Raw genomic sequence first — 25,835 nt, 5'->3', positions numbered from 1 at the left:
AGCCCGTCGGCCCGGGGGTCGAGGACGGCCTGGCCGCGGCGCTCCAGGCGCTCGCCGGGCGCGCCCCCGTGCTGCTCGCCCTCGACTTCGACGGTGTCTGCGCCCCGCTGGTCGACGACCCGGCCGCCTCCCGGATGCTGCCCGGCACGCGCGAGGCGCTCCTCGCGCTCGCCGGCAGGGGCCTGCGGGTCGCCCTGGTGTCGGGCCGCGCCCTGGCCAGCCTGGTCGAGGCCGCCTCGCCGGAGCCGGGCTGGCTCGTGGTCGGCGGGCACGGGGCCGAGGTGGGCGCCGAGGTGGGTGCCGTGGTCGCCGACGACGAGGTCGCGGCGGTGGAGCAGGTCGGGACGCCGGCCGACGAGCCGGCCGGCCCGTCCGGGCCCTCCGGGCCGCTCGACCCGGCGGACCCCGTGGACGCGGCCGCCGACCCGGGCGCGGCCTCGCTCGCCCTGCTCGACGAGCGGCAGGCCGCGGTGCTCGTCGAGATCACGGCCGAGCTCGAGGCCCTGGTCGCCTCGGTCCTCGCCGACGCCCCGGGCCGGACCGGTGCGACCGGTGCGACGGTGGAGCACAAGCCGACCGGGGTGGTGCTGCACACCCGGCGCGCGGACCCGGAGACCGCGCTCCACCTCACCGAGCGGGTCGTCGAGGACCTCGGGACCCGCGAGGGCGTGCACCTGCGCCGTGGCCACGACGTCGTCGAGCTCAGCGTCGTCACCGCGGACAAGGGGTCCGCGCTGCAGGGGCTGCGCGCCCGCACCGGTGCCGCGGCCGTGCTCTACGCCGGCGACGACGTCACCGACGAGGACGCCTTCGCCGTGCTCGACCCGGCCGCCGGCGACGTCGGGGTCAAGGTCGGCACGGGCCCGACCGCGGCGGGGTACCGGGTCGCGGCGCCGGAGGACGTCACCGTCCTGCTCCGCCGGCTGCTCGAGGCCCTGCCCGCCCGCACCTGAGGGACGCCGCAGGGCTGCCGCAGCCGGACATCCCGGGCGTAGGGTGCGGCGATGGACGCCGACGCCCGCGCCGCGCTCGACCTGCTGCTCACCGAGCGGGACATCACCCGGCTCGTCCACGAGTACTGCCACGGCATCGACAAGCGGGACGAGGCACGCTTCCTCGCCGTCTGGTCGGAGGACGCGGTGTGGCAGGTCGGCGCCGACACGGTGTTCCGCGGGCAGGAGGGGATCCTCGCCGCCGCGCAGCAGCAGTGGGACACCTTCCGCCAGATGCACCACTGGAGCGCGAACCTCGTCCTGTCCGTCGACCCCGGCGAGGACCGGGCGACGGGGGAGTCCGACGTCGACATCACCGTCGAGATGGGGGACGGCAGCTGGGTCCGCGGCGGCGGCGCCTACCGCGACACCTACGTCCGCGAGCACGGCCGCTGGGCGATCGGCCGCCGCGAGTCCGTCGGGCACTTCCACCTGTACGGCGAGAGCGCCGACATCCGCTGAGCCGCGCGCCCCTCAGCTCTCGGTGACCCGGCCGTCCAGCACCGACCAGCGCCGGTCCACCCGGACCGCGTCGAGCATCCGACGGTCGTGGGTGACGAGCAGCAGCGTGCCGGTGTAGGCGTCCAGCGCCTGCTCCAGCTGCTCGATGGCGGGCAGGTCGAGGTGGTTGGTCGGCTCGTCGAGGACGAGCAGGTTGACGCCGCGGGCCTGCAGCAGCGCGAGCGCGGCGCGGGTGCGCTCACCGGGGGACAGGCTGGCCACGGGCCGGTCGACGTGCGCCGCCCTGAGGCCGAACTTGGCGAGCAGGGTGCGCACCTCGGCGGGGGCGGTGTCCTCCAGGTGCGAGCGGACCGCCTCCAGCAGCGTCTCCTCGCCGGTGAGCACGGCGCGGACCTGGTCGACCTCGCCCACCTCGACCGACGAGCCGCGCGACACCGTCCCGGCGGTCGGGTCGAGGCGGCCGAGGAGCAGGTCGAGCAGCGTGGTCTTGCCGCTGCCGTTGGGCCCGGTGACGGCCACCCGGTCCCCGGCCGCCACGTGCAGGTCGACGGGTCCCAGGGTGAAGCCGCCCCGCTCGACGGTGGCCCCGTTGGCCGTGAGGACGACGCTGCTGCCGCGGGGCGCCGCGGCGATGGAGTACTGGAGCTGCCACTCCTTGCGCGGCTCCTCCACCTCCTCCAGCCGCTCGATCATCCGGTCGGTCTGGCGCGCCTTGGCGGCCTGCTTCTCCGAGGAGTCGGCGCGGCGCTTGGCGAGGATCTTGTCGTTGTCCGGCCGCTTCTTCAGGGCGTTCCGCACGCCCTTGTCGGCCCAGCCGCGCTGCATCCGCGAGCGCGCCTGCAGGCCCTCGACAGTGTCCTCGTACTCGTCGTAGGCCTCGCGCGCCCGGCGCCGGGCCACCTCGCGCTCGGCGAGGTAGGACTCGTACCCGCCGCCGTAGACGTTGACCTGCTGCTGGGCGAGGTCCAGCTCGACGACCCGGGTCACGGTGCGGGCGAGGAACTCCCGGTCGTGGCTCACCAGGACCGCCCCGGTGCGCAGCCCGGCGACGAAGCGCTCGAGCCGGTCCAGCCCGTCCAGGTCGAGGTCGTTGGTCGGCTCGTCGAGCAGGACCACGTCGAAGCGCGACAGCAGGAGCGCCGCCAGCCCGGCGCGCGCGGCCTGGCCGCCGGACAGCGCGGTCATGGCGGTGCCGGGGTCCACGTCGAGCCGGACCTCCGCGAGCACCGCGCCGGCCCGGTCGTCCAGGTCGGCCGCACCGAGGGCGAGCCACTGCTCGAGGGCGGTCGCGTACTCGTCGTCCGCGCCGGGGGCGCCCTCGCCGAGCGCGTCGGCCGCGGCGTCCATCCGGGCCTGCGCCGCCGCGACGCCGGTGCGACGGGCGAGGTACCCCTCGACCGTCTCGCCCGGGCGGCGCTCGGGCTCCTGCGCCAGGTGCCCGACGCTGGCCCCGGGCGGGTTCAGCGTCACCGACCCGGCGTCGGGGGCGGCCTCCCCGGCGAGCACCCGGAGCAGGGTCGACTTGCCCGCGCCGTTGGCACCGACCAGGCCGACGACGTCCCCGGGGGCCACGACGAGGTCGAGGCCGGAGAACAGGGTGCGCTCGGCGTGGCCGGCCGCGAGGCCGCGGGCGACGAGGGTGGCTGGCACGCCCCCGATCCTGCCAGCGCCGCGCCGACCGCCTCCACGCATTTAGGGCAGGGCCCCGGGACGTAATGGGCGTAGAGTCGGGCGGGTGAGCAGAGCACCCGGTCCCGACCTGGTCGGCGACTTCCCCGTCCTGTCCCGCACGGTGCGCGACGGGAAGCGGCTGGTCTACCTGGACTCCGGCGCCACGTCTCAGCGGCCGCTGCAGGTCCTCGACGCCGAGCGGCGCTTCCTCACCACGAGCAACGCCGCCGTGCACCGGGGCGCCCACCAGCTCGCCGAGGAGGCGACGGAGGCCTACGAGGGCGCCCGCGCCACCGTGGCGGCCTTCGTCGGCGCCCGCGCGGACGAGGTCGTCCTCACCAAGAACGCTACGGAGGGCATCAACCTCGTCGCCTACTCCCTGGGCAACGCGGCCACGACGCCGGGCGCGGAGCACCTGGCCCTGGGCCCGGGCGACGAGGTCGTCGTCACCGAGATGGAGCACCACGCCAACCTCGTGCCGTGGCAGGAGCTCTGCCGGCGCACCGGTGCGACGCTGCGCTGGTACGGGGTGACCGACGACGGCCGCCTCGACCTGGACAGCGTCGAGCTCACCGAGCGCACGCGCGTGCTCGCGTTCGTCCACACCTCCAACGTGCTCGGCACGGTCAACCCCGTCACCGAGCTCGTCGCCCGGGCCCGCGCGGTCGGGGCCCTCGTCGTCCTCGACGCCTGCCAGTCCGTGCCCCACCTGCCGGTGGACCTGCCGGCCCTCGGCGTCGACGTCGCGGTGTTCAGCGGGCACAAGATGCTGGGACCGACCGGCATCGGCGTGATGTGGGCGCGGGCCGAGCTGCTCGACGCGATGCCCCCGTTCCTCACCGGCGGCTCGATGATCTCCACGGTGACCATGGAGGGCTCCACGTGGGCCCCGGCGCCGCAGAAGTTCGAGGCCGGGGTGCCGATGGTCTCCCAGGCGGTCGGCCTGGCCGCGGCCTGCGACTACCTGAGCGCGGTCGGGATGGACGCCGTCGCCGCCCACGAGCAGCAGCTCACCGCGCGCATCCTCGACGGCCTCGCCGACCTGCGCGGCGTGCGGGTCGTCGGACCGTCCGGCAGCGGGGCGGCCGACCTCGCCCAGCGCGGCGGCACCGTGGCGTTCGTCGTCGACGGGGTCCACGCCCACGACGTCGGCCAGGTGCTCGACGACGCCGGCGTCGCCGTCCGGGTCGGGCACCACTGCGCCTGGCCGCTGCACCGGCGGATGGGCGTGCAGGCCACGGTCCGGGCGAGCACGCACGTGTACTCCACCGAGGCCGACGTCGACGCCCTGCTCGAGGCGGTCGCGGCGGCGCAGCGCTTCTTCGGCGTCGCCACCCTGAGCGTCGGGACCGGCTGATGGACCTGCAGGAGCTGTACCGCGAGACCATCCTCGAGCACTCCCGCCGGCCCCGGCTGGCCGGGCTGCGCGAGCCGTTCGACACCGAGGTGCACCAGGTCAACCCGGTCTGCGGGGACGAGGTCACCCTGCGCCTGCAGCTCGGGCCGGGGGAGGGCGGCGACCGGCCGCTGGCCGACGTGTCCTACGACGCCGCCGGCTGCTCGATCAGCCAGGCCTCCGCCTCGGTCATGGTCGAGGCGCTCACCGGTCGCTCCGTCGCCGACGCCGCGCTGGCCTACGCCGCGTTCCACGACATCGTCACCACCCGCGGCACCGTGACCGTGGACCCCCTCGACTTGCTGCCGGCGGACCTCGCCGACGCGCTCGGGGACGCCCCGGCCTTCGCCGGCGTCGCCCGCTACCCGGCCCGGGTCAAGTGCGCCCTGCTCGGGTGGACCGCCCTGCGGCAGGCGCTGGTCGAGACCGCCTGAGGCGGGGGAGCTGTGCCCGCGGGACGGCTTCTGCCGCGCGGTCACGCTCGGTAGGTCGTGCGGACAGCGAGTTCCGCAGATTCCTTGTTTTATCGTGACACAGGTCATATGTTCGGGCGACAGCCGAACCCTGCCACCTCGTCACCGCTGACGGGTCCGCACGACGACGTGCCGAGGGGCCCGGGACGGCTGCGACCGCGCACCACCGCAGCAGGGGGCACGCCCCCTGCTGGGGACCGCCCGGGGCGGCAACCCCGGACGGTCCGACGCCGCTCCCAGGCATCCCAGGACGTGCCACGCACCAGGCCACGAGAAGAACGGACCATCGATGCTCCCACCCCGGGGTACCCCCCCGCTCCTGTCCCCGCGCCGTCGCGCGGGGTCGACCCTCACGGCAGCCCTGGCCGTCGGCGCCCTCGGCGCCGGCCTGCTGGGGGCAGCCCCGGCCACGGCCCACCCCTCCGACGACCCCGGCCACACCCACCCCGCGCCGGCCGGCGCGGCAGCGCTCGCGGCCCCGCCCGTGGGCGAAGGACGCTTCGACGTCCTCGTCTTCTCCAAGACGGCCGGGTTCCGCCACGGCTCGATCGAGTCCGGCATCGCCGCGATCGAGGCGCTCGGCACCGCGAACGACTTCAGCGTCACCGCGACCGAGGACGCCTCGGTCTTCACCACCGAGGGTCTCGCCCCCTACGAGGCGGTCGTCTGGCTGTCCACCACCGGTGACGTGCTCGACGCCGCCCAGGAGGCCGCGTTCCAGGCCTACGTCGAGGCCGGCGGCGGCTACGCCGGCGTGCACTCCGCGACCGACACCGAGTACGACTGGTCCTTCTACGGCGACCTGGTCGGCGCCTACTTCCTCGGCCACCCGCAGAACCAGACCGCGACCGTCGTGGTCGAGGACCCGGCGCACCCGTCCACCGACGACCTGCCGACCGAGTGGTCCCGCTTCGACGAGTGGTACAGCTTCCGGACCAACCCCCGCGACGAGGTCCACGTCCTCGCCTCGCTGGACGAGACCACCTACTCCCCGGGCGGCAACGCCATGGGCGCCGACCACCCGATCGCCTGGTGCCAGGACGTCGAGGCGGGCCGCAGCTGGTACACCGCGCTGGGCCACACCAACGAGTCCTACGCGGAGCCGGAGTTCCTCGGCCACCTGCTCGGGGGCATCGAGACCGCTGCCGGCGCCGTCGCGTCTGACTGCAGCGCCACCTCCGACGACAGCTTCGAGAAGGTCGCCCTCGACGAGAACACGTCGAACCCGATGGAGATCGACGTCGCCGACGACGGCCGCGTCTTCTACATCGAGCGCAACGGCCAGGTCCGCCTCATCGAGCCCAACGGCTCCGTGCGCACGGTCCTCGACCTCGACGTGACCACGGTCCAGGAGTTCGGGCTCGTCGGCATCGCCCTCGACCCCGCCTTCACGACCAACGGCTGGGTGTACCTGTACTGGTCGCCCGAGGGCTCCGCGGTCGACAAGGTCTCGCGCTTCACCATGGGCGCCACCAGCATCGACCCAGCGACCGAGGCTGTCGTGCTCGAGGTGCCGGTCCAGCGCGAGCAGTGCTGCCACGCCGGCGGCGCGCTCGAGTTCGACACCCAGGGCAACCTCTACATCGCCACGGGCGACAACACGAACCCGTTCGAGTCGCAGGGCTACGCGCCCACCGACGAGCGCGCGGGCCGCGCGGCCTTCGACGCCCAGCGGACCTCCGCCAACACCAACAGCCTGTCCGGCAAGGTCCTGCGCATCACCCCGCAGGCCGACGGGACGTACACGGTCCCCGAGGGCAACCTCTTCGCCGCCGGCACGGCCCTGACCCGCCCCGAGATCTACGGCATGGGGTTCCGCAACCCGTTCCGCATCGGCATCGACCCGCTGACCGACCAGCTCATGGTCGCCGACTACGGTCCCGACGCCGGTGCCAGCAGCCCGACCCGCGGCCCCGACGGCCGCGTCGAGTGGCAGGTCCTCACCCAGCCGGGCAACTACGGCTGGCCGTACTGCCACGGCGGCAACACCCCGTACGTGGACTGGAACTTCGCCACGAACACCGGCAGCGGGCTGTACAGCTGCACCGCCCCGGTCAACAACTCCCCGAACAACACCGGCCTCACCCAGCTGCCCCCGGCCATCGCCGCGCAGATCTGGTACGGCCGCGAGTCGACCTCCACCTACCCGGGCATCGGCACGGGCGGCGCGCCCATGGCGGGCCCGGCGTACGTGTACGACCCCGAGCTGGACTCCGACCGCAAGTGGCCGGCGTACTTCGCGGACAAGGCCCTGCTCGGCGAGTGGAACACGGGCCAGCTGTACAACGTGCTGCTGAGCGAGGACCGCTCCGAGCCCGTCAAGGCGACCGAGTTCCTGCCCCGCGGGCTCATCATCAAGCCGATGGCCTGGGACTGGGGCCCGGACGGTGCGCTCTACATGCTCGACTGGGGCTCGGGCTTCGGCGGCAACAACGCCGACTCCGGGGTCTACCGGATCGACTACCTGGCCGCGAGCCGCGCCCCCGTGGTGATCGCCTCCGCGGACGTCACCAGCGGCCCCACGCCGCTGACGGTGACGTTCAGCTCGGCGGGGACGTTCGACCCCAACGGCGGCACGGTCCTCACCTACGCGTGGGACCTCGACGGCGACGGTGACACCGACTCCACCGAGGCGAGCCCCACGTACACCTACAGCACCGCCGGGGCCTACCAGGCGCTGCTCACGGTGACCAACGAGGCCGAGCGCACCGCCACGGCCACGGTCAACATCGCCGCCGGCAACACCCGGCCGACGGTGGAGATCACCGGCCCGCCGGAGGGCGGCTTCACGGAGTTCGGCGACACCGTCGGCTACTCCGTCTCCGTCACCGACCCCGAGGACGACGCCGCCGGCGTCGACACCTGCCCCGGCGTCGTCGTCAAGCCCGCCCTGGGCCACAACGACCACGGGCACCCGGGCGAGCAGTCGGTCGGCTGCGAGGGCGAGTTCGTCGCCACCATCGACGACAGCCACGGTCCCGAGGCGGACATCTTCGTCATCGTCGAGGCCGACTACACCGACAAGGGCGGGGCGGGCGGCGCCCCGGTGCTGACCGGGACCGACATCCTCACCCTGCAGCCCAAGCGCAAGCAGGCCGAGTACTTCACCAGCACCGGTCGTGCCCCGGGCTCGGCTGCCGGCGGCGACGCCGGGGTCGTGGCCGAGACCACCACCGACACCGCCGGCGGGTTCCAGAACATCGGGTTCACCGAGGACGGCGACTACGTCACCTACGAGCCCGTCAACCTCGCGGGCATCGACGCGGTCTCGGTCCGGGCGGCCAGCGACACGGCCGGCGGGCTCGTCGAGCTCCGCTGGGACGCGGCGGACGGCCCCGTCCTGGGGACGGTCGACGTGACGAACACCGGTGGCTGGCAGAGCTACCGGGACTTCCGGGTCGACCTCGTGGACGACCTGCCCACCGAGTCCGGGACCCTGTTCGTGGTCTTCCAGTCCCGCACCGGCGAGGCCGGCAGCCTGATGAACGTCAACTGGTTCCAGTTCATCGGGACCGGCGTCAGCGCCAACAGCGCCCCGACGCTGGACTCCGTCACCGCCACCCCCGACGAGGGCGAGGCGCCGCTGCCCGTGACGCTCACCGCCGCTGTCTCCGACATCGACGGCGACTCCTTCACCGGGGTGTGGACCACCGGCATCGCCGGCGACGAGCCGCGCGAGGGGCTGACGACCGACGTCGTCTACACCGAGCCCGGCACGTACACGGCGACCTTCCGTGCGACCGACGAGCGCGGCGCCTTCCGGGTGGCCACGGTCGAGATCGAGGTCGACGCGGTCCCGCTGCAGCCGTGCTTCGGTGCGAGGTCCGACCAGTTCGACGGCACCTCGCTCGACGACGCCCGCTGGGACGTCGTCCGGCCGGACGGCACCCTCCGGGTCGAGGACGGGGCGCTCGTGCTCCCGACCACGGCGACGGACATCTACCAGACCCCCAACACGACGACGAACATCGTCGTGCAGGACCTGCAGCCCGGGGCGTTCCAGGCCACCACCAAGGTGACCCTGGCCGCTCGTGAGCAGTACCAGCAGGCCGGTCTGGTCCTCTACGGCGACGACGACAACTACATCAAGATGGTCGTCCAGGGCCGGACGGCGACGTCCGACGCGGCCGGCCGGGTCTTCCAGTTCCTCAAGGAGACCGGCGCCGTCGCCACGGAGTTCAACACGCCGGGGATCGGCGCCGCCTTCCCCGACACCTTCTGGGTGCGGCTCACGTCCACGAACGGGACCGACGTCACGGGGCAGTACTCCGCCGACGGCGTGACCTTCACCGACATGGGGCAGACCGTCACGACGGCCGGCATCACGAACGCGCGGATCGGCCTGCTGTCCCTCACGGGCAGCGGCAACGAGCCGGTCCTCGACGCGGAGTTCGACTCCTTCACCATCACGCCGGACGAGACGGCCGAGGCGGTCACCCCGTCCGACGAGTTCGACGGCACCGCGCTGGACACCTGCCGCTGGCAGGTCGTCCGGGAGGAGCCGTCCGCGCTCACGCTGGCCGGTGGCGAGCTCACGCTGCTCACGCCGAACGGGGACATCTACACGACCCCGAACTCGGCGAGCGTGACGAACCTCGTCCTCCAGGACGCCCCCGAGGGTGACTGGACGGTGGAGACCAAGCTCGACACCAGCGCCCTGGTCCAGCAGTACCAGCAGGGCGGTCTCATCGCCTGGGTCGACGACGACAACTACGTCAAGTTCGACCACGTCGTCACCTCCGCCCTGGGCGCGGCCTCCGTCGCCTCCAGCCTCGAGCTCCGCTCGGAGCTGGGCAGCGTCATCCAGAACCCGCAGCCCAGCAGCGAGCAGGTCGCCCGCGGCGACGTGTGGCTGCGGCTGTCCAAGGCGGGCGACACCTTCACCGGTGAGTACTCGCTCGACGGGACCACCTGGGTCGCGGTCGGCGGCACCACCGGGGTCGGCAACGCCGCGATCGGCGGCTCCGACGACCTCAAGGTCGGCGTGTTCACCATCGGCACCAGCCAGGCCGCACGGGTCCCCGTGTCGTTCGACTGGTTCCGGGTGCTCGGCGGCGACGAGCCCGACCCCGACACCACCGCGCCCGTGGTCACCGCCACGCTCGCACCGGAGGCCCCCGCCTCCGGCTGGTGGACCGCCCCGGCGACGGTGACCCTCGCGGCCACCGACGACTCGCAGGCAGGCGGCGGCGTCGTCTACACGGAGTACCGCACCGGCGACGGGGACTGGCTGGAGTACACCGCCCCGGTCACCCTGGACCCGGCGCTGCTCGGTGACGGCGAGCACGTGCTCTCCTACCGGGCGACCGACGCCTCCGGCAACGTGTCCGAGGTGGGCAGCGTCACCGTCCGCTTCGACACGGCAGGGCCCACGGTGGTCCTGACGGGCGTGACGGACGGCGCCACGCTCGGCGACTCGCAGTCCATCGACCTGTCCTCGGCTGCCGAGGACGCGGGTTCCGGGGTCGCCTCGTTGACCCTCACGGTCGACGGCGAGCCGGTCCAGGCCGGCACGCTCGAGCTGTGGGCCCTCGACCTCGGGGCGCACGAGCTCGTGGTCACGGCGGTCGACGTGGCGGGCAACACCACCACCACGACGGTCGGGTTCACGACCACCACGTCGCTGGCCGACATGGCCGCGCTCCTCGACGCCTTCGTCGAGGACGGGCGGCTGGACGCGACGCTCGCCGGCAAGCTCGGCGACCGGGTCGAGCAGGCGCAGTCCTTCGTCGACAGGGGGCGCGCCGCGGAGCTCCGCACGGCCGTGGCCCTGTTCCGGTTCGACGTCCTGGTGAACCGCCAGGTCACCGACCCGGAGGTCCGGGCGGTGCTGCTGCGCGACAGCGGCGCCGTACGCCAGGACCTCGGCGGGTGACCTCCCGGCGCGGCTGACCCCACGCCCGCACGGTGACGACGCCCCGGGGACCGACCAGGTCCCCGGGGCGTCGTGCTGCCCGTCGGTGGTGCCGGTGGCGCTCCCGCCCGTGGGAGCGCTTTCGCCGTTCGGCGGGCATCTTTTGCTTGACGGCTGCGATATGTCTCCCTACGGTCGTCCCCGGGTCGACGTCGACCCCTCGACACAGGAGGACCCCCTCATGCACCCCACCGCCCCCCGCCGCGCCCTGGCCGGGCTCGCCGCCCTGACCCTCGCCGCCACCGGCGTCCTGGCGTCCGTCAGCGGCGCCTCGGCCGCACCGCGCGGCCCCGGCGCGGCCGACTGCGCCGGCCGGAGCATCCCCGCCAGCAAGATCTCCATCCAGCTCTTCAGCTACGCCAGCTGGTCCCGCGCGGTCGGCACCGAGCAGGTGCTCGCCGAGCTCGAGGAGATCGGCTACCGCAACGTCGAGCCGTTCGGCGGCTCCTACGAGGGCCGCGACGCCGAGACCTGGCGCGCCCTGCTCAAGGAGTACGGCCTCAAGCAGCCCAGCTCCCACGGCAGCGTCGCCACGGCCACGTTCGGCACCACGCTGGACTTCGCCAAGACGGTCGGCCAGAAGTACGTCGGCTCCGGCGGCTTCCCCGCCCCCAGCATCGCCCGCGACGGCAGCAGCAGCTACGCCGACGTCATCGCCACGGCCGAGGCCATGGACGCCCTCGGCGAGCAGTCGGTGAAGAACGGGACCGGCAAGCTGTTCGGCCACAACCACCAGTGGGAGTTCACGACGCTCGTCACCAACCCCGAGACGGGGGAGACCACCACCGCGTGGGAGGTCCTCGTGCAGAACACCGACCCGCGCTGGGTGACCTTCCAGCTCGACGTGTTCTGGGCCGCCGACGCCGGTGCCGACGTCGTGGCGCTGCTGGAGGAGTACGGGGGGCGGATCGAGCTGCTGCACATCAAGGACGGCGACCTCGCCGGCGACGCCCGCGGCATCCCCAGCGACGTCGGCGAGGGCGAGCTGGACTGGGACGCCATCCTGGGGGCGGCGCAGGGCCACGTGAAGTACTACGTCGTCGAGCGCGACGGGGCCCCGGCCGACGCCGAGTTCGCCCGCGACAGCTTCGAGTTCCTCACCTGCACCTCGTTCTGAGCACCTGACAGCAGCACCCGCAGCGCGACGGAGCCCCCGGTGCCTCAGGCACCGGGGGCTCCGTCACGACCGGCGCGGGGCCGGGGGAGCGGTCGTCTCAGCTGGAGAAGGCCGCGTCGAACGAGGCCGACGGCGGGTCGAAGGCGAGCCGGCGGACGAACTCCAGCGCCTCGGGCGCCCCCACGAGACGGTCCATGCCGGCGTCCTCCCACTCCACGGAGATGGGGCCGTCGTAGCCGATGGTGTTGAGCATGCGGAAGCACGCCTCCCACGGCACGTCGCCGTGGCCGGTGGACACGAAGTCCCAGCCGCGTCGCGGGTCGGCCCAGGGCAGGTGCGAGCCCATCCGGCCGTTGCGGCCGTTGCCGACCTGGCGCTTCGCGTCCTTGCAGTCCACGTGGTAGATCCGGTCCTTGAAGTCCCAGATGAACCCGACCGGGTCCAGGTCCTGCCAGACGAAGTGGCTGGGGTCCCAGTTGAGGCCGAACGCCTCGCGGTGGCCGACGGCCTCCAGGGCCCGCTGCGTGGTCCAGTAGTCGTAGGCGATCTCGCTCGGGTGGACCTCGTGCGCGAACTTCACGCCCACCTCGTCGAAGACGTCGAGGATGGGGTTCCAGCGGTCGGCGAAGTCCTGGTAGCCCGCGTCGACCATCGACGGCGGGACCGGCGGGAACATGGCCACGGTCTTCCAGATCGAGCTGCCGGTGAAGCCGACGACGACGTCGACGCCGAGCGCGCGGGCGGCGCGGGCGGTGGCCTTCATCTCCTCCGCGGCGCGCTGCCGGACGCCCTCGGGGTCGCCGTCGCCCCACACGCGGGGGTTGACGATGCCCTGGTGGCGCTCGTCGATCGGGTCGTCGCAGACGGCCTGGCCGTTGAGGTGGTTGGAGATCGCGAACAGCTGCAGGCCGTGGCGCTCCAGCTGGTCGAGCTTGCCCTGCGCGTAGGACGGGTCCTCGGCGGCGCGGACCACGTCGAGGTGGTCGCCCCAGCAGGCGACCTCGAGGCCGTCGTAGCCCCAGCCCGCGGCGAGCGTGCACACCTCCTCGAACGGCAGGTCGGCCCACTGGCCGGTGAACAGGGTGACGGGACGGCTCACGGGTAGCTCCTCGGTAGGTCTGGTCTGTCGGGCGGGTGGGACAGGTGTGGGGGGCGTCCTCGGCAGGACGCCCCCCACAGCGGTGCTCAGGACGGGACGACGACGTCCTGCCAGGTGCCCTCGGCGGCGGACCGCTCCACCGCCGCGAGCACGGTCTGCACCTGCAGCCCGTCGGCGAAGGACGGGGTCGGGTCCTGGCCCCGGCCGATCGCCGTCACGAGGTCGACGACCTCGTGGGTGAACGTGTGCTCGTACCCGAGCCCGTGGCCGGGAGGCCACCACGCACCCACGTACGGGTGCGACGGCTCGGTGACGATGATGCGGCGGAACCCGGCGGTGTCCGGGTCCTCGTTGCGGTCGTGGAACTGCAGCTCGTTCATGAACTCGAAGTCGAAGACCAGGCTCCCCTCGGAGCCGTTGACCTCCAGCCGGATGGTGTTCTTGCGGCCGGTGGCGAAGCGGGTGGCCTCGAAGGACCCCACCGCCCCGCCCTCGAACCTCGTGATGAACAGGGCCGCGTCGTCGACCGTGACGGTCCCGGTCGTCGGTGCGCCCTCGGCCGCGCTGGCCGTGAGCCCCGTGGTGGGGCCCTGGGCCGGGAGCGGCCGCTCGGTGATGAACGTGGTCGTCAGACCGCTCACCGAGGAGATCGACAGGCCCGTGACGTGCTGGGCCAGGTCGATGACGTGCGCCCCGACGTCGCCCAGCGCGCCGGAGCCCGCCTTGTCCTTCTGCAGCCGCCACACCAGCGGGAACTCCGGGTCGACGATCCAGTCCTGCAGGTACTGCGCCCGGACGTGGCGGACGGTGCCGATCCGGCCTTCCACGACGAGCTTGCGGGCCAGCGCCACCGCCGGGATGCGGCGGTAGTTGAACGCCACCATGGAGCGGACGCCCCGGGCCTGGGCCGCCTCGGCGGCCTGGACCATCTCCACCGCCTCGGCGACGGAGTTGGCCAGCGGCTTCTCGCACATGACGTGCTTGCCCGCCTCGAGCGCCGCGATGGCGATCTCGGCGTGCGTGTCACCGGGCGTGCAGACGTCCACGAGGTGGATGTCGTCCCGGGTGAGGAGGGCCTTCCAGTCGGTCTCGTGACCGGCCCAGCCGAACCGGGACGCCGCCGCGGCGACCGCGGTGGCGTCCCGGCCGCACAGGGCGACCATCTCCGGTGCCATGGGCAGGTCGAAGAACCTGCCCGCGGTGCGCCAGGCCTGGGAGTGGACCGCCCCCATGAACGAGTAGCCCACCATCCCGACCCCGAGGGTCGGGACCGGCGCTGCCGTGCGTGCGGTCATCTCTGACCCCTTCCGTGCTGCGTGGGGAGCAGGATCAGGACTCGAAGCCGAGGGGCAGGTACTGCTCGACGTTCTCGGCGGTGACGACGGGCGCGTTGAGGACGATGCGCTTGGGGACCTCGGGCTGGACCAGGTCGCCCATGCCCTTGGCCTGGGCGATCAGGCGGGCCAGGCGGATGCCGTCGGCGGCCTGGGTCGGCGGGTACAGGACGGTCGCCTCGATGTCGCCGGCCTGGATGGAGCGCATGGCGTTGGCAGAGCCCGCGCCGCCGATGTACTTGAACTCGTCGCGGCCCGCGTTGTCGAAGCCCGCGAGGACGCCGATGCCCTGGTCGTCGTCGTGGTTCCAGAGGATGTCGATCTGGGGCGCGGCCTGCGCGAGCTGGGAGGCCGCGGCCTCGCCGGACTCGACGGTGAACTCGGCCGGGACGCGGTTGTCGACCTCCTGGTCGCAGGTCTCGAGTGCGTCGGCGAAGCCCTGCGAGCGGTCCTGGGTCAGGGGCAGGGAGTCGATGCCGGGGATCTCGGCGATGACCGCCTCGGCCCCGAGGCCGTCCTCCTCGACGAGCTGGCAGGCGTAGGTGCCGGCCGAGAAGCCCATGCCGTAGTTGTCGCCCAGGATGGTGGTGCGGGCGGCGGCCGGGTCGGAGAACTCGCGGTCCACGTTGATGACGGGGATGCCGGCCTCCATCGCCTGGATGGCGATGTCGGTGAGGGCGGCGCCGTCGGTCGGCAGCAGGACGATGGCGTCGACGCCGTCGTTGATGAAGGTCTCGATCTGGCTGATCTGCAGGCTGGGGTCGTTGGTCCCCTCGGCGGCCAGGAGCTCGACGTCGTCGTACTTCTCGGCCTCGGCCAGTGCGGCCGAGTTGATGGCCGCGAGCCAGCCGTGGTCGGCGGCGGGACCGGAGAAGCCGATCGTCACCGTGTCGCCGGTCTCGTCGTTGGCGTTGCCGCCACCGGCGGCGGGAGCACCCGAGGCGTTGTCCGCGGGCGCCGCCTCCTCCTCGGCCGCGGGGGCCTCGTTGCTCGTGCAGCCGGCGAGGAACAGGCTCGTGGCGGCGAGCAGGGCGCCCGTGGTGAGCAGGCCGCTGCGGGTGCGGGTGGGCAGTGCGGTCATGTCGCAGTTCTCCTTGGTGAGGTGGTGCGGGGTAGGTGCTGCGGGGACGGCCGGCGGGCATCTGTGCCCGTCGGCCGGTGGTGTGCGGGTGGCAGGCGGGCTATCCGCCGCCGCCTCGACGGGCGACCCGCTGCTGCAGCAGGACGGCGGCGACGATGATCGCGCCCTTGGCCACGGCCTGGGTCGAGATGTCGAGGTTGTTGAGGGTGAAGACGTTGGTGAGCGTCGTGAAGATGAGGACGCCGAAGACCGTGCCGACGATGGTGCCGCGGCCGCCGGACAGCAGCGTCCCGCCGATGACCACGGCGGCGATGGCGTCCAGCTCGTAGAGCTGGCCGTGGGTGGAGCTGCCGGTCGTGGTGCGCACCGTCAGCAGGATGGCCGCGAGCCCGCAGAGGACCCCCAGGAACACGTACAGCAGCGTCGTGTGGCGCCGGACGTCGATGCCCGCCAGGCGCGCGGCCTCGGCGTTGCCGCCGACGGCCAGGGTGCGACGGCCGAACACCGTGCGGTTGAGCAGCACCCAGCCCAGCACGCACACCAGGACCCAGACGACGATGAGGACGGGGATCCCCAGGACGCTGGCACCGAAGAAGTCGAGGAACGGGTCGACGGTGACGATCTGGGTCCGGCGCTGGGCGATGATCTCGGCCAGGCCGCGGGCCGCGGCGAACATCGCCAGGGTGGCGATGAACGGTGCCAGCCTCCCGTAGGCGATCAGCGCCCCGTTGACCAGCCCGCACCCGGCGCCCACGGCGAGCGCCGACACCACGATGAGGGTCCAGTGGGTGTCCTCGGCCATGAGCTGGGTGGCGACCGTGGTCGACCACACCGACGACAGGGCGACGATCGCGCCGACCGACAGGTCGATGCCGCCGCCGGTGATGACGAACGTCATGCCGATGGCGACCACGCCGATGACCGACGCCAGGCGCAGGATCGTGAGCAGGTTGGCGACGCTGCCGAAGCGCTCTCCGGCGGTGACGAGGCCGACGACCACGAGCAGCAGCAGCGCCAGGACCAGGCCGACGTCACGGCCGGCGGGGTGGGACAGGATCCGGGCCAGCCCTCCCTGCTGCTGCTTGCCGGCGGGGACCGGACCGGGGGGCGGGGCGCTGCCCGCGGTCGGTGCGGCGGTGCCGCTGTCGACCGGGGGCGGGGCCGCCGTGGGGTGCTCGCTCACGCGTGTGCTCCTTCCATGACCTTCTGCAGGACGTCGTGCTCGGTGATCGAGCCGGCGGGTGACTCGTGGACGACGCGGCCCTCGGCGATGACGAGGACGCGGTCGGACAGGCCGAGGACCTCCTCGATCTCGCTGGAGACCATGACCACGGCCACGCCCTCGTCGGCGAGGCGCCGGACCAGGGTGTAGATCTCGCTGCGTGCCCCGACGTCGACCCCGCGGGTGGGCTCGTCGAGCAGGAGCACCTTGCAGCCGCGCAGCAGCCAGCGGGCCAGGACGACCTTCTGCTGGTTGCCCCCGGACAGGGTCCGGGCGTTGCGGGCGATGTCCGCCGGGCGCATCTGGAGCGCGTCGGCGTTGGTCTGGGCGGCGTCCCGCTCGGCCGAGCGGCGCAGGAAGCCGCCGCGGGCGAACCGGGTGAGGGTCGCCAGGCTGATGTTGCGGGTGATCGACTGGTCGAGGAGGAGCCCCTGGCTCTTCCGCTCCTCCGGCGCCAGGCCCACGCCGGCCCCGACGGCCGCGCCGACCGAGCCCTTGCGCACCGGCCGGCCCTCGATGGTCACCGAGCCGGCGGTGGGGCGCCGGGCGCCGTAGATGGTCTCGAGGATCTCCGACCGGCCCGAGCCGACGAGGCCGGCCAGGCCGACGATCTCGCCAGGACGGACCACGAAGGAGACGTCGGAGAACTCGCCGGCGCGGCCCAGCCCCTCGACCTGCAGCAGCGGGGCAGCCGTCGCCGCGACGCCCGAGCGCTGGGGGAAGACCGAGGCCATGGACCGGCCGGTCATGAGCCGGATGAGCTCCGGCGTGGGGGTGTCCGCGACGGGCAGACCGGTGGCGACCGTCCGACCGTCCTTGAGGACGGTGACGCGGTCGCCGATCTCGCGGATCTCCTCCAGCCGGTGGGTGATGTAGACGATCGCCACGCCCTGGCCGGTGAGCTGGCGCACGACGCGGAAGAGGTTGTCCACCTCGCCGGCGTCGAGCACGGCCGACGGCTCGTCCATGACGATGAGGCGGGCGTCGTGCGACAGCGCGCGCGCCATGCTGACGATCTGCTTGTTGGCCGCCGACAGGGAGCCGACCTCGTCCCCGGGGCGCATGCCGGCGTGGCCGAGACGCTCCAGCAGGTCGCGGGTCAGTCGCGTGGCGTCGCCACGGTCCATGATCCCGCCGCGGGCGCGCTCGTGGCCGAGGTAGATGTTCTCGGCGACGCTGAGGCCGTCGACCAGCTCCAGCTCCTGGTGGATGGTCGCGACGCCGTGCTTGGTCGCGGCGGCGGGGGAGGCGAAGGTCACCTGCTCGCCCTGCCAGGTGATGGTGCCCTCGTCGGGGCGGTGCACCCCAGCGAGCACCTTGATGAGCGTGGACTTGCCGGCGCCGTTCTGGCCCAGCAGGGCGTGCACCTCGCCGGCGCGGACGTCGAGGTCGACGCCGTCCAGCGCGCGGACACCGGGGAACACCTTGACCACGCCGGACATGGCCAGCAGCGGACCGGCCCCGTCGGCGGACGCCGCGTGGGCGCCGTGGCCCCCGGGGACGCCGTGGGCGGTGGGGTCACTCATGGGAGAACACCTCGTCGGATATCAGGCGGGCTGCGCCGACCACACCGGCCTGCGCACCCAGCTCGGACAGGACGATCGGGAGGTTCCCGGTCGCCAGCGGCAACGAGCGCCGGTACACCACGCTGCGCAGCTCAGCCAGCAGCGGGTGCCCGAGGCCCGAGGCGACCTGGCCGCCGAAGACGACCATGTCGGGGTTGAAGAAGCTGACCAGCCCGGCCAGGAGGAGGCCGAGCCGGCGCCCGCCGTCGCGCACCAGCTCGTTGGCGGCGGCGTCGCCCGCGTCGGCCGCGACCGCGACGTCGGCGCCGGTGAGGGAGCCGGCCAGCGCGAGGCGCTCGGCCAGCAGGGGGGAGCGGCCGGAGCGGGCCACGGCCACGGCGCTGCGGGCCAGGGCGGCCCCGCTGAAGTGGGCCTCGAGGCAGCCGGTGTTCCCGCAGGAGCAGACCGGGCCGTCGTCGTCGACGCGGATGTGGCCGATGTCGCCGGCGCTGCCGCTGGCGCCGCGGTAGACGGAGCCGTCGACGACGATGCCGCAGCCCACGCCGGTGCCCACCTTGACGAACAGCAGGTCCTGCACCGTCCGCGCGACGCCGGCGTGCATCTCGCCCAGCGCCATGATGTTGACGTCGTTGTCCAGCTGCACCGGGCAGCCGAGGTGCTGCGACAGCACCGTGCGGACCGGGAACTGGTTCCAGCCGGGCATGATCGGCGGCGCCACCGGGACCCCGTCGCGGAAGGACACCGGGCCGGGGACGCCGACGCCGGCCCCGTGCAGGTCCATGAACACCCCGGTGGCCCGCAGCTTGCCGACGAGGTCGAGGACGACGGCGAGCACCGCGGTGGGTCCGCTGCGGACGTCGACCGGCTCGCTCACCAGGTCCAGGACGCGCATCCGGGCATCGGTGACGGCGACGTCGACGGAGGTGGCGCCGACGTCGACGCCGAGGAAGCGGAGGTCGGAGGCCAGGCCCACCATCGCCGAGCGGCGCCCGCCCCGGGAGGCCGCCAGGCCGGGGGACTCCACGAGCGACAGGTCGGTGAGGCGGTCGAGCTCGACGGCGAGCCGGGAGCGGGACAGACCGACGGTCTCGCCCAGCTCCGCGCGGCTCACGGGCCCGTCGTCGCGCAGACGGCGCAGGAGGACGGCCTGGTGGCTGTTCTCCGGTCGCTGCGACACGTGCCTCACTCGAACCCGCTCTCGGTGGTGCCCTGCGACGGACGTCACTGGCCGTGACCAGGACCATAGGGGCCTTCCGGGTCGAGGGGAAGAGGTTTTGGCCGGAAGTCCCGAACTTTGTCCCCCGTAGGGACAAAGTAGACCGCGTCTCAGAGGTGTAGCGATATAATCGAAACTGCTCGGACGACTTTCGTTGACCGAGCGCGTAAGTGGTGCCACGGTGCGTGCAGGTCGACGGCGACCTCCCACCTCACCGCCCCGGGCCGGCACGCCAGCCGCCCCGCAGAGGTCCTCGCCGCGGCCTCCGGTCCACCCAGGTCCGGCCCACCGTGCCGTGCTGCCGCACCCAGCGGCCCACGCCGCGGTGCGCCGTCCATCCCGACGGAAGAGGACACACGTGACACGGACCAGACGAGGGCTCGCGGCGCTGGCCGCCGGCGCCCTCCTGGCGACGGCCCTGCCGGCCACCGCGCTGGCGCACCCCGGAGCCCCGCACGACGAGCCAGGTGCCCAGGCGGCCCTGGACTGGGACAGCTACCAGAAGGTGACGATCACCAAGGAGGTCGGCGAGCCGATCGACATGGCCGTCATGCCGGACCTCACGGTCCTGCACACCGCCCGCAACGGCGACGTCCGCCGCACCGACCCCACGACCGGCGTCACCGAGGTCGTCAACCGGGTCGACGTCTACGCCAACTCCGAGGACGGCCTGCAGACGGTCACCCTCGACCCCGACTTCGAGACCAACGGCTGGGTGTACCTGTACTACGCCCCTCGCGTCATGACGGCGCCGTACCCGGAGACCACCCCCACCGGCTCGGCACCGAACTCGCTGCCCGCCGGCGCCGACGAGTCCTACTGGGACCAGTGGAAGGGCTACAACCAGCTGACCCGCGTCCGCTGGGACGCCGGGGCCGGCGCCCTGGACATGTCCACCGAGCAGGTCATCATCAAGGTCGAGGTCCAGCGCGGGCAGTGCTGCCACGTCGGCGGCGACGTCGCCTTCGACGCGCAGGGCCTGCTGTACCTGGGCACGGGTGACAACACCCCGGCCGGGACCCCGGGCGCGAACGGCTTCGCGCCCAACAACGACGCCCCCGGGATGAACCCCGGCTTCGACGCCCGCCGCGGCGCGGGCAGCACCGACGACCTCCGCGGCGCCATCCTGCGCATCGACGTGCAGGAGGACGGCAGCTACACCGTCCCGGAGGGCAACCTGTTCGCCCCCGGCACCGAGGGCACCCGCCCCGAGCTCTTCGTCATGGGCGTGCGCAACCCGTTCCGCCTGGACCTCGACCCGGAGACGGGCGCGCTCGTCTGGGGCGACTACGGCCCCGACTCCGGCACCTCCAGCGCCGAGCGCGGCCCGATGGGCTACGTGGAGTGGCAGAGCACGACCAGGCCGCTCAACGGCGGCTGGCCGTACTGCCACGGGCCCAACGCGGACTACAACGACTGGGACTTCGCGACCGCGACCCCGGGGGCGTTCTTCGACTGCGAGGCCGGCGCCCAGAACACCTCCCGCTGGAACACCGGCCTGGACGTCCTGCCCCCGGCCACCGCGCCGCAGCTCTGGTACGGCGACGTGAGCACCGACCAGCCGTGGCCCGAGCTCACCGACCTCGAGGCCGCCGGCGGCCAGGCCCCCATGGGCGGCCCGGTCTACCGCTTCGACGAGGCGAGCACGTCCGCGACCAAGTTCCCGGAGTACTGGGACGGCAAGGCGTTCCTCTACGAGTTCAGCCAGGACTACATCGCGGCGCTGACCGTCCCCGACCCTGACGGCGAGGTGACGCACATCGAGCACGTCCTGCCCAACGCCGCGCTGCGCGACAACCTCCAGGCCATCACCGACAGCCCGATCGACATCGAGTTCGGCCCGGACGGGTCGATGTACGTCCTCGACTACGGCAACGGCTTCTTCCGGCAGAACCCCGAGGCCGGCCTCTACCGGGTCGACTACGCCCCGGGCAACAAGGCCCCGAACGCCGTCGTCACCGCCGACACCATCAGCTCCTCGCAGGCCCCGCTGACCGTCACCTTCGACGGCTCGGGCTCCACCGACCCCGAGGGCGACGCGCTCGCCTACGAGTGGGACTTCGACGGCGACGGCACCTTCGACGCCACCGGTGCCACCGCCACGCACACCTTCACCGAGCTGGGTCAGTACCAGGTCGGCCTGCGCGTCAGCGACCCCTCCGGCAAGTTCGGCGTCACGGCCTTCGCGGTCACCGTCGGCAACGTCGCGCCCACCCTGAGCGTGGACTACCCGGCCGACGGCTCGTTCTTCGCCTGGGGCGACAAGGTGCCGTTCAGGTTCTCCGTCGACGACCCGGAGGACGGGACCACGCCGGACTGCACGCGGCTGCGCTGGACCCTCGGTCTCGGCCACGCCGACCACGCCCACCCGGAGGTGCTCGGCAGCGGCTGCCAGGGCGCCTGGGCCACGTCCCCCGACGCCCCGGAGCACGGCGCGACGGAGAAGCTGTTCACCGTGGTCGTCGCCGGCTACACCGACGCCGGCAGCGGCGGCATCCCCGCCGCCCGCGGCGAGGTCTCGCTCGTCCTCAAGCCCTTCACGCAGGAGGCCGAGCACGCCGACGTCCTGTCCGGGGTCGAGGTCGTCGCCGACAGCACCGCCGGCGCCTCGGCGAAGGTCACCTCGTTCGACGCCGGCGACCACCTCGCCTACCGCCCGGTGAACTTCACCGGCATCGACGGGGTCGAGGTCCGAGCCAGCGGCCAGGGCCAGCTCGCCCTCCGCTGGGGCGCCCCCGACGCCGAGCCGTTCGCCACGGTCGACGTCGCCTCCGGCTCCTGGGCCACGGTGGCGGGCGACGTCACCGCGTTCCCCCAGGGCAGCGGCACCGCCTACGTCACCAGCACCGGCGGCGTCGAGGTCGACACCCTCGAGTTCCTCGGCGACGGGGCGGCCGACGTCACGGCGCCCGTCGTCACCGCCACCACCACGCCGGCCCCCGGCGCGGGCGGCTGGCACACCAGCGGCCCGGTGAGCGTGCAGCTCGGCGCCACCGACGACGGCGCGCTGACCGCCGTCGAGTACTCCGTCGACGGCGGCACCACGTGGACCAACGTCCGCAACGCCCGCACCGGGGCCCTGGCGCCGTTCGCCGTCACGGCCGAGGGCACCACCACGGTGCTGTACCGGGCCACGGACTCCGCCGGAAACGTCTCGGCGACCGGCACGCTCGCGGTCTCCCTCGACACCGCCGACCCCGCCCTCGTGGTGGGCGGGCTGGCCGCGGGCGAGAGCCACGGCAGCTCCGGGAGCCTCCTGCTCGACGTCACCGCGACGGACGCTGGCTCGGGCGTCGCCTCGGTGCGCACCACCGTCGACGGCGACCCCGTCGAGGGTGGACGCATCGACCTGTGGGACCTCTCGCTGGGTCGCCACCAGGTCGTGGTCACCGCCACCGACACCGCCGGCCGCAGCACGACGTGGGCGGCGACGTTCACCGTGACGACGTCGTACGACGACGTGCTGGCGAACCTCGCCCGCCTGTCCCGCGAGGGCCAGGTCAGCACCCGGGAGCTGGCGCAGGTCCGCTCGTCGGTCTCGCTGGCCGAGCGGCACGAGGCCGGCGGGCGCGACGCCCGCGCGGCCGAGGCGCTCGGGCGGGCGCTGGAGCGCACGGACGACGAGCTGCTCGTCCGGGACATCGAGGAGCTCGTCCGGGACCTGCGGTGCAGCTCGCGCTGCCTGTCCCCGGACCAGATCTCCATCCAGATGTTCAGCTACAGCAGCTGGGTCCGCGAGGTCGGCATCGAGACGGTGCTAGGCGAGCTGGAGGACATCGGCTTCCAGAACATCGAGCCCTTCGGCGGCAGCTACGGCGGCCGGGACGCGCAGACCTGGTCGGCGCTGCTCGACTCCTACGGCCTGCAGCAGCCCACGTCCCACGGCAGCGTGGCCGCCGACGGCTTCGGCACCACGCTGGAGTTCTCCCGCGCGGTCGGCCAGCAGTTCGTCGGCTCGGGCGGCTTCCCCGCCCCGAGCATCGCCCGCGACGGCAGCAGCACCTACGCCGACGTCGTGGCCACCGCCGCGGCGATGGACGCCCTGGGCGAGCAGTCGGTGGCGGCCGGGACCGGCAAGCTGTTCGGCCACAACCACCAGTGGGAGTTCACGACCATGGTGACGAACCCGGAGACGGGCGAGACCACCACGGCGTGGGAGGCCCTCGTGCCGCTGACGGACCCCGAGCTGGTCACCTTCCAGCTCGACGTCCTGTGGGCGGCCGACGCCGGGGCGGACCCGGTCCGGCTGCTGGAGACCTACGGCGACCGGATCGGGCTCCTCCACGTGAAGGACGGCCTCCTCAACGGGGCAGAGCGCGCGATCCCGACCGACGTCGGCGAGGGGGAGATCGACTGGGCCCCCATCCTCGACGCCGCCGAGGGCACGGTGGCGTACTACGTCATCGAGCGCGACGGGGCCCCTGCGACCCCCGAGTTCGCCCGGGACAGCTTCGAGTTCCTCACGAGCTTCTCGTACTGACGCGCTGACGCGCTGACGGACGGCCGTCCTCTCCCGCGCAGGCGGGGGAGGGCGGCCGTCGTCGTGCCCCCGGCGGGGATCGCGCTCAGCGGGCGTCGAAGGCGGCGGCCATCCGGGCCTGCTCGGCGAGGACGTCGCCGATCCGGCGCTGCACGTCGTCCAGCTGCTCGATCGTCGTGGAGGTGGCGTGGATGCCCTGGGCCACCCCGGCGCTGCTGGTCTGCAGCGCGGCGACCTGCTGCGCGACCTGCTGGGTCGCGGTGGCGGTGCTGCGCGCCAGCTCCTTGACCTCGTTGGCGACCACGCCGAACCCCTTGCCGAGGTCGCCCACCCGGGCGGCCTCGATGGTGGCGTTGAGGGCGAGCAGGTTCGTCTGCGCGGCGATCCTCGAGATGATCTGGATGACGTCGTCGATCGCGCCGGAGGCGGCCGCCAGGCCGTCCAGGTCGGTGCGCATCGCGGCCGCGCGGTCCGTCGCCTCGCGCGCCACGCGGCCGGCGTCGTCGGCCGCCTGCTGCAGCGCGGCCACGGTCTGCAGGAGCTCGGCGGACTTGCGGGCGTCCTCGTCGGCGCGGCGCAGCACCGACAGCCGCTGCGACACCAGCTGCTGGACGTTGCGCAGCGCCTCGCCGCGCGACTCCGACAGCTCGATGGTCTCGGTGACGAAGAAGTCCATGGTCCCGACCACCCGGTCGCCGTCCATGACGGGGAAGCAGACGCCCGAGCGGACGCCCGCCCGCTGGGCCGCGGGGGCGCGCACGCAGTCGGTGACCTGGGCCAGGTCGGGGACGAAGACGAGGTCCCGGGCCGCCCAGGCGCGCCCGGACAGCCCGACGCCCTCCGCGAAGGACGCGGCCAGGGTGACCTTCCGGAACTCCTCGCCCGCGGAGCCGGACTCCACGGCGAAGCGCAGCAGGCCCTCCTCCTCGTCGAGCGCCCAGAACGAGCCGTAGTGCCAGCCGAAGGACCGGCGGACAGCGTCGAGGGCGACGCGGATCGCCGTGTCCACGTCGGGCGCGGCCGAGACGTCGGTGACGACGCTGGTGACGGCCACCCGGTCCTGCAGGCCCTGCTGCAGCTGGGCGGCGGCCATGGCCTGGCGGCGGGCCAGCGACGCGATGCGGGCGATGGCCGCCCACTTCTCGTCGTCGAAGCGCGGCATCGACACGGGGCCGTAGAACTCCATGACGGCTTGGACCGAGCCGTCGGGCTGGAAGATCGGGACCACCGCGGCAGCGCGGGCGCCGTGCTCGTGGGCGACCGACCAGCGGGGGCAGCCGGGCGCGGGCTTCCGCTCGGGGTCGTCGGGACGCTCGACGACGGCACGCCGCTCGCGGATGGCCATGCCCACCAGGGCCTGGGGGATCTCCGACGGCAGGAAGGCCCGGTCGCTGTTGGGCAGCCGCCCGGCGAGCGAGCCGGTCTCGTAGGCGACGGAGAAGCGCCCGTCCGCTCCCTGCACCCAGCGGCAGCCGTAGTCCAGGCCCAGGGTGCGCACCAGGGCGTCCGTCATGAGGACCCGGGCGTGCTGCGCGTCCTGCACGCCCGTGTCGAAGGCGACGAGCACCTGCTCGAGGGCCTCGACGTCGCGCGGGGCGGGCAGGGCGGGCACCGCGGTGCGGGTGCGGCTGAACGGCATGCGAGGGCTCCTCGGGTCGGGCGGTCGACAGGGTGTGTCGACCGGCCCGGTGCCCACCTGGAGGGAGCAGCCGCGCGTCACCCGCCCGGACCTGTGCCGGGCGGGCGACGTCTGTCTCAGTAGCGGGGCGGGCCCTTGCGGGCGGCCGGGCGGGGGCGCCCGCCGGCGTACCCGCGGTCGGCGCGCTCGGGGCGGTCGCCGCCCTCCTCGCCG

At 73.5% G+C, this 25,835-nt stretch carries 15 protein-coding genes; 7 read left to right on the top strand and 8 right to left on the bottom strand.

Annotation, left to right across the window (positions count from 1 at the left end; translation table 11 throughout):
• Together WCS02_RS06055 and WCS02_RS06050 are read left to right on the top strand one after the other, a co-directional pair.
• Nucleotides 1-953: trehalose-phosphatase (locus WCS02_RS06055; RefSeq protein WP_340291031.1), on the top strand; the 953-nt coding region annotated here is incomplete at its 5' end.
• Between the two features lie 51 nt (nt 954-1,004).
• Entirely contained in the window at nt 1,005-1,454 is a 450-nt protein-coding gene (locus tag WCS02_RS06050; protein WP_340291029.1) for a nuclear transport factor 2 family protein, read from the top strand.
• A 12-nt stretch (nt 1,455-1,466) separates the two neighbouring features.
• Here the strand turns inward: WCS02_RS06050 and WCS02_RS06045 are convergent, their stop codons facing one another.
• On the bottom strand, nt 1,467-3,104 hold the full coding sequence (locus WCS02_RS06045; protein ID WP_340291027.1) for an ABC-F family ATP-binding cassette domain-containing protein: 1,638 nt from the start codon (nt 3,102-3,104) through the stop codon (nt 1,467-1,469).
• A gap of 85 nt (nt 3,105-3,189) precedes the next feature.
• Here WCS02_RS06045 and WCS02_RS06040 point away from each other — a divergent pair, with 85 nt between their 5' ends.
• The 4 genes from WCS02_RS06040 (at nt 3,190) to WCS02_RS06025 (ending at nt 12,025) form a co-directional block, all read left to right on the top strand.
• Nucleotides 3,190-4,482 (top strand): cysteine desulfurase, encoded by a 1,293-nt coding sequence (locus WCS02_RS06040; RefSeq protein WP_340291025.1) that lies wholly within the window; start codon nt 3,190-3,192, stop codon nt 4,480-4,482.
• A complete protein-coding gene (gene sufU / locus WCS02_RS06035; RefSeq protein WP_340291023.1) occupies nt 4,482-4,955 on the top strand; it encodes a Fe-S cluster assembly sulfur transfer protein SufU in 474 nt (157 codons plus the stop codon). Before WCS02_RS06040 ends, sufU begins: the two co-directional genes overlap by 1 nt.
• A 328-nt stretch (nt 4,956-5,283) precedes the next feature.
• A complete protein-coding gene (locus WCS02_RS06030; protein WP_340291021.1) occupies nt 5,284-10,869 on the top strand; it encodes a ThuA domain-containing protein in 5,586 nt (1,861 codons plus the stop codon).
• Between the two features lie 220 nt (nt 10,870-11,089).
• Nucleotides 11,090-12,025 carry a sugar phosphate isomerase/epimerase family protein gene (locus tag WCS02_RS06025; protein WP_340291019.1) on the top strand — a complete coding sequence of 312 codons (936 nt, stop codon included), beginning with the start codon at nt 11,090-11,092 and terminating at the stop codon, nt 12,023-12,025.
• A 97-nt stretch (nt 12,026-12,122) separates the two neighbouring features.
• Here the strand turns inward: WCS02_RS06025 and WCS02_RS06020 are convergent, their stop codons facing one another.
• From WCS02_RS06020 to WCS02_RS05995, 6 genes are all read right to left on the bottom strand, one after another.
• Nucleotides 12,123-13,124: a sugar phosphate isomerase/epimerase family protein gene (locus WCS02_RS06020; RefSeq protein WP_340291018.1), complete on the bottom strand. Its 1,002-nt coding sequence runs from the start codon at nt 13,122-13,124 to the stop codon at nt 12,123-12,125.
• A gap of 86 nt (nt 13,125-13,210) precedes the next feature.
• On the bottom strand, nt 13,211-14,419 hold the full coding sequence (locus WCS02_RS06015; RefSeq protein WP_340291017.1) for a Gfo/Idh/MocA family protein: 1,209 nt from the start codon (nt 14,417-14,419) through the stop codon (nt 13,211-13,213).
• Nucleotides 14,420-14,453: 34 nt separating this feature from the next.
• Nucleotides 14,454-15,539 (bottom strand): substrate-binding domain-containing protein, encoded by a 1,086-nt coding sequence (locus tag WCS02_RS06010; protein WP_340291016.1) that lies wholly within the window; start codon nt 15,537-15,539, stop codon nt 14,454-14,456.
• Nucleotides 15,540-15,639: 100 nt separating this feature from the next.
• On the bottom strand, nt 15,640-16,722 hold the full coding sequence (locus WCS02_RS06005) for an ABC transporter permease (RefSeq protein WP_376983788.1): 1,083 nt from the start codon (nt 16,720-16,722) through the stop codon (nt 15,640-15,642).
• Nucleotides 16,719-18,203 (bottom strand): sugar ABC transporter ATP-binding protein, encoded by a 1,485-nt coding sequence (locus tag WCS02_RS06000; RefSeq protein WP_340291033.1) that lies wholly within the window; start codon nt 18,201-18,203, stop codon nt 16,719-16,721. Before WCS02_RS06000 ends, WCS02_RS06005 begins: the two co-directional genes overlap by 4 nt.
• 76 nt (nt 18,204-18,279) lie before the next feature.
• The gene (locus tag WCS02_RS05995) at nt 18,280-19,464 is read right to left on the bottom strand and encodes an ROK family transcriptional regulator (protein WP_340291014.1); all 1,185 of its coding nucleotides are present in this window, start codon (nt 19,462-19,464) and stop codon (nt 18,280-18,282) included.
• A gap of 397 nt (nt 19,465-19,861) precedes the next feature.
• Between WCS02_RS05995 and WCS02_RS05990 the strand changes: the two genes are divergently transcribed.
• Nucleotides 19,862-23,983: a PQQ-dependent sugar dehydrogenase gene (locus WCS02_RS05990; RefSeq protein ID WP_340291012.1), complete on the top strand. Its 4,122-nt coding sequence runs from the start codon at nt 19,862-19,864 to the stop codon at nt 23,981-23,983.
• Between the two features lie 85 nt (nt 23,984-24,068).
• Here WCS02_RS05990 and WCS02_RS05985 read toward each other — a convergent pair whose 3' ends face one another.
• The gene (locus WCS02_RS05985; RefSeq protein ID WP_340291010.1) at nt 24,069-25,622 is read right to left on the bottom strand and encodes a GAF domain-containing protein; all 1,554 of its coding nucleotides are present in this window, start codon (nt 25,620-25,622) and stop codon (nt 24,069-24,071) included.
• Nucleotides 25,623-25,835 lie beyond the last annotated feature (213 nt).

The organism is Aquipuribacter hungaricus, from assembly GCF_037860755.1.
In the GTDB taxonomy this organism is placed as follows: Bacteria; Actinomycetota; Actinomycetes; order Actinomycetales; family JBBAYJ01; genus Aquipuribacter; species Aquipuribacter hungaricus.
The sequence above is the reverse complement of the archived record's forward strand: the minus strand, read 5'-3'. Positions and strand labels throughout refer to the sequence as shown.

Coding starts and splice junctions, on each gene's coding strand:
- WCS02_RS06050 (WP_340291029.1), top strand. CDS start 1,005: ATGGACGCCGACGCCCGCGCCGCGCTCGACCTGCTGCTCACCGAGCGG.
- WCS02_RS06015 (WP_340291017.1), bottom strand. CDS start 14,419: ATGACCGCACGCACGGCAGCGCCGGTCCCGACCCTCGGGGTCGGGATG.
- sufU (WP_340291023.1), top strand. CDS start 4,482: ATGGACCTGCAGGAGCTGTACCGCGAGACCATCCTCGAGCACTCCCGC.
- WCS02_RS06025 (WP_340291019.1), top strand. CDS start 11,090: ATGCACCCCACCGCCCCCCGCCGCGCCCTGGCCGGGCTCGCCGCCCTG.
- WCS02_RS06000 (WP_340291033.1), bottom strand. CDS start 18,203: ATGTCCGGCGTGGTCAAGGTGTTCCCCGGTGTCCGCGCGCTGGACGGC.
- WCS02_RS06010 (WP_340291016.1), bottom strand. CDS start 15,539: ATGACCGCACTGCCCACCCGCACCCGCAGCGGCCTGCTCACCACGGGC.
- WCS02_RS06030 (WP_340291021.1), top strand. CDS start 5,284: ATGCTCCCACCCCGGGGTACCCCCCCGCTCCTGTCCCCGCGCCGTCGC.
- WCS02_RS05985 (WP_340291010.1), bottom strand. CDS start 25,622: ATGCCGTTCAGCCGCACCCGCACCGCGGTGCCCGCCCTGCCCGCCCCG.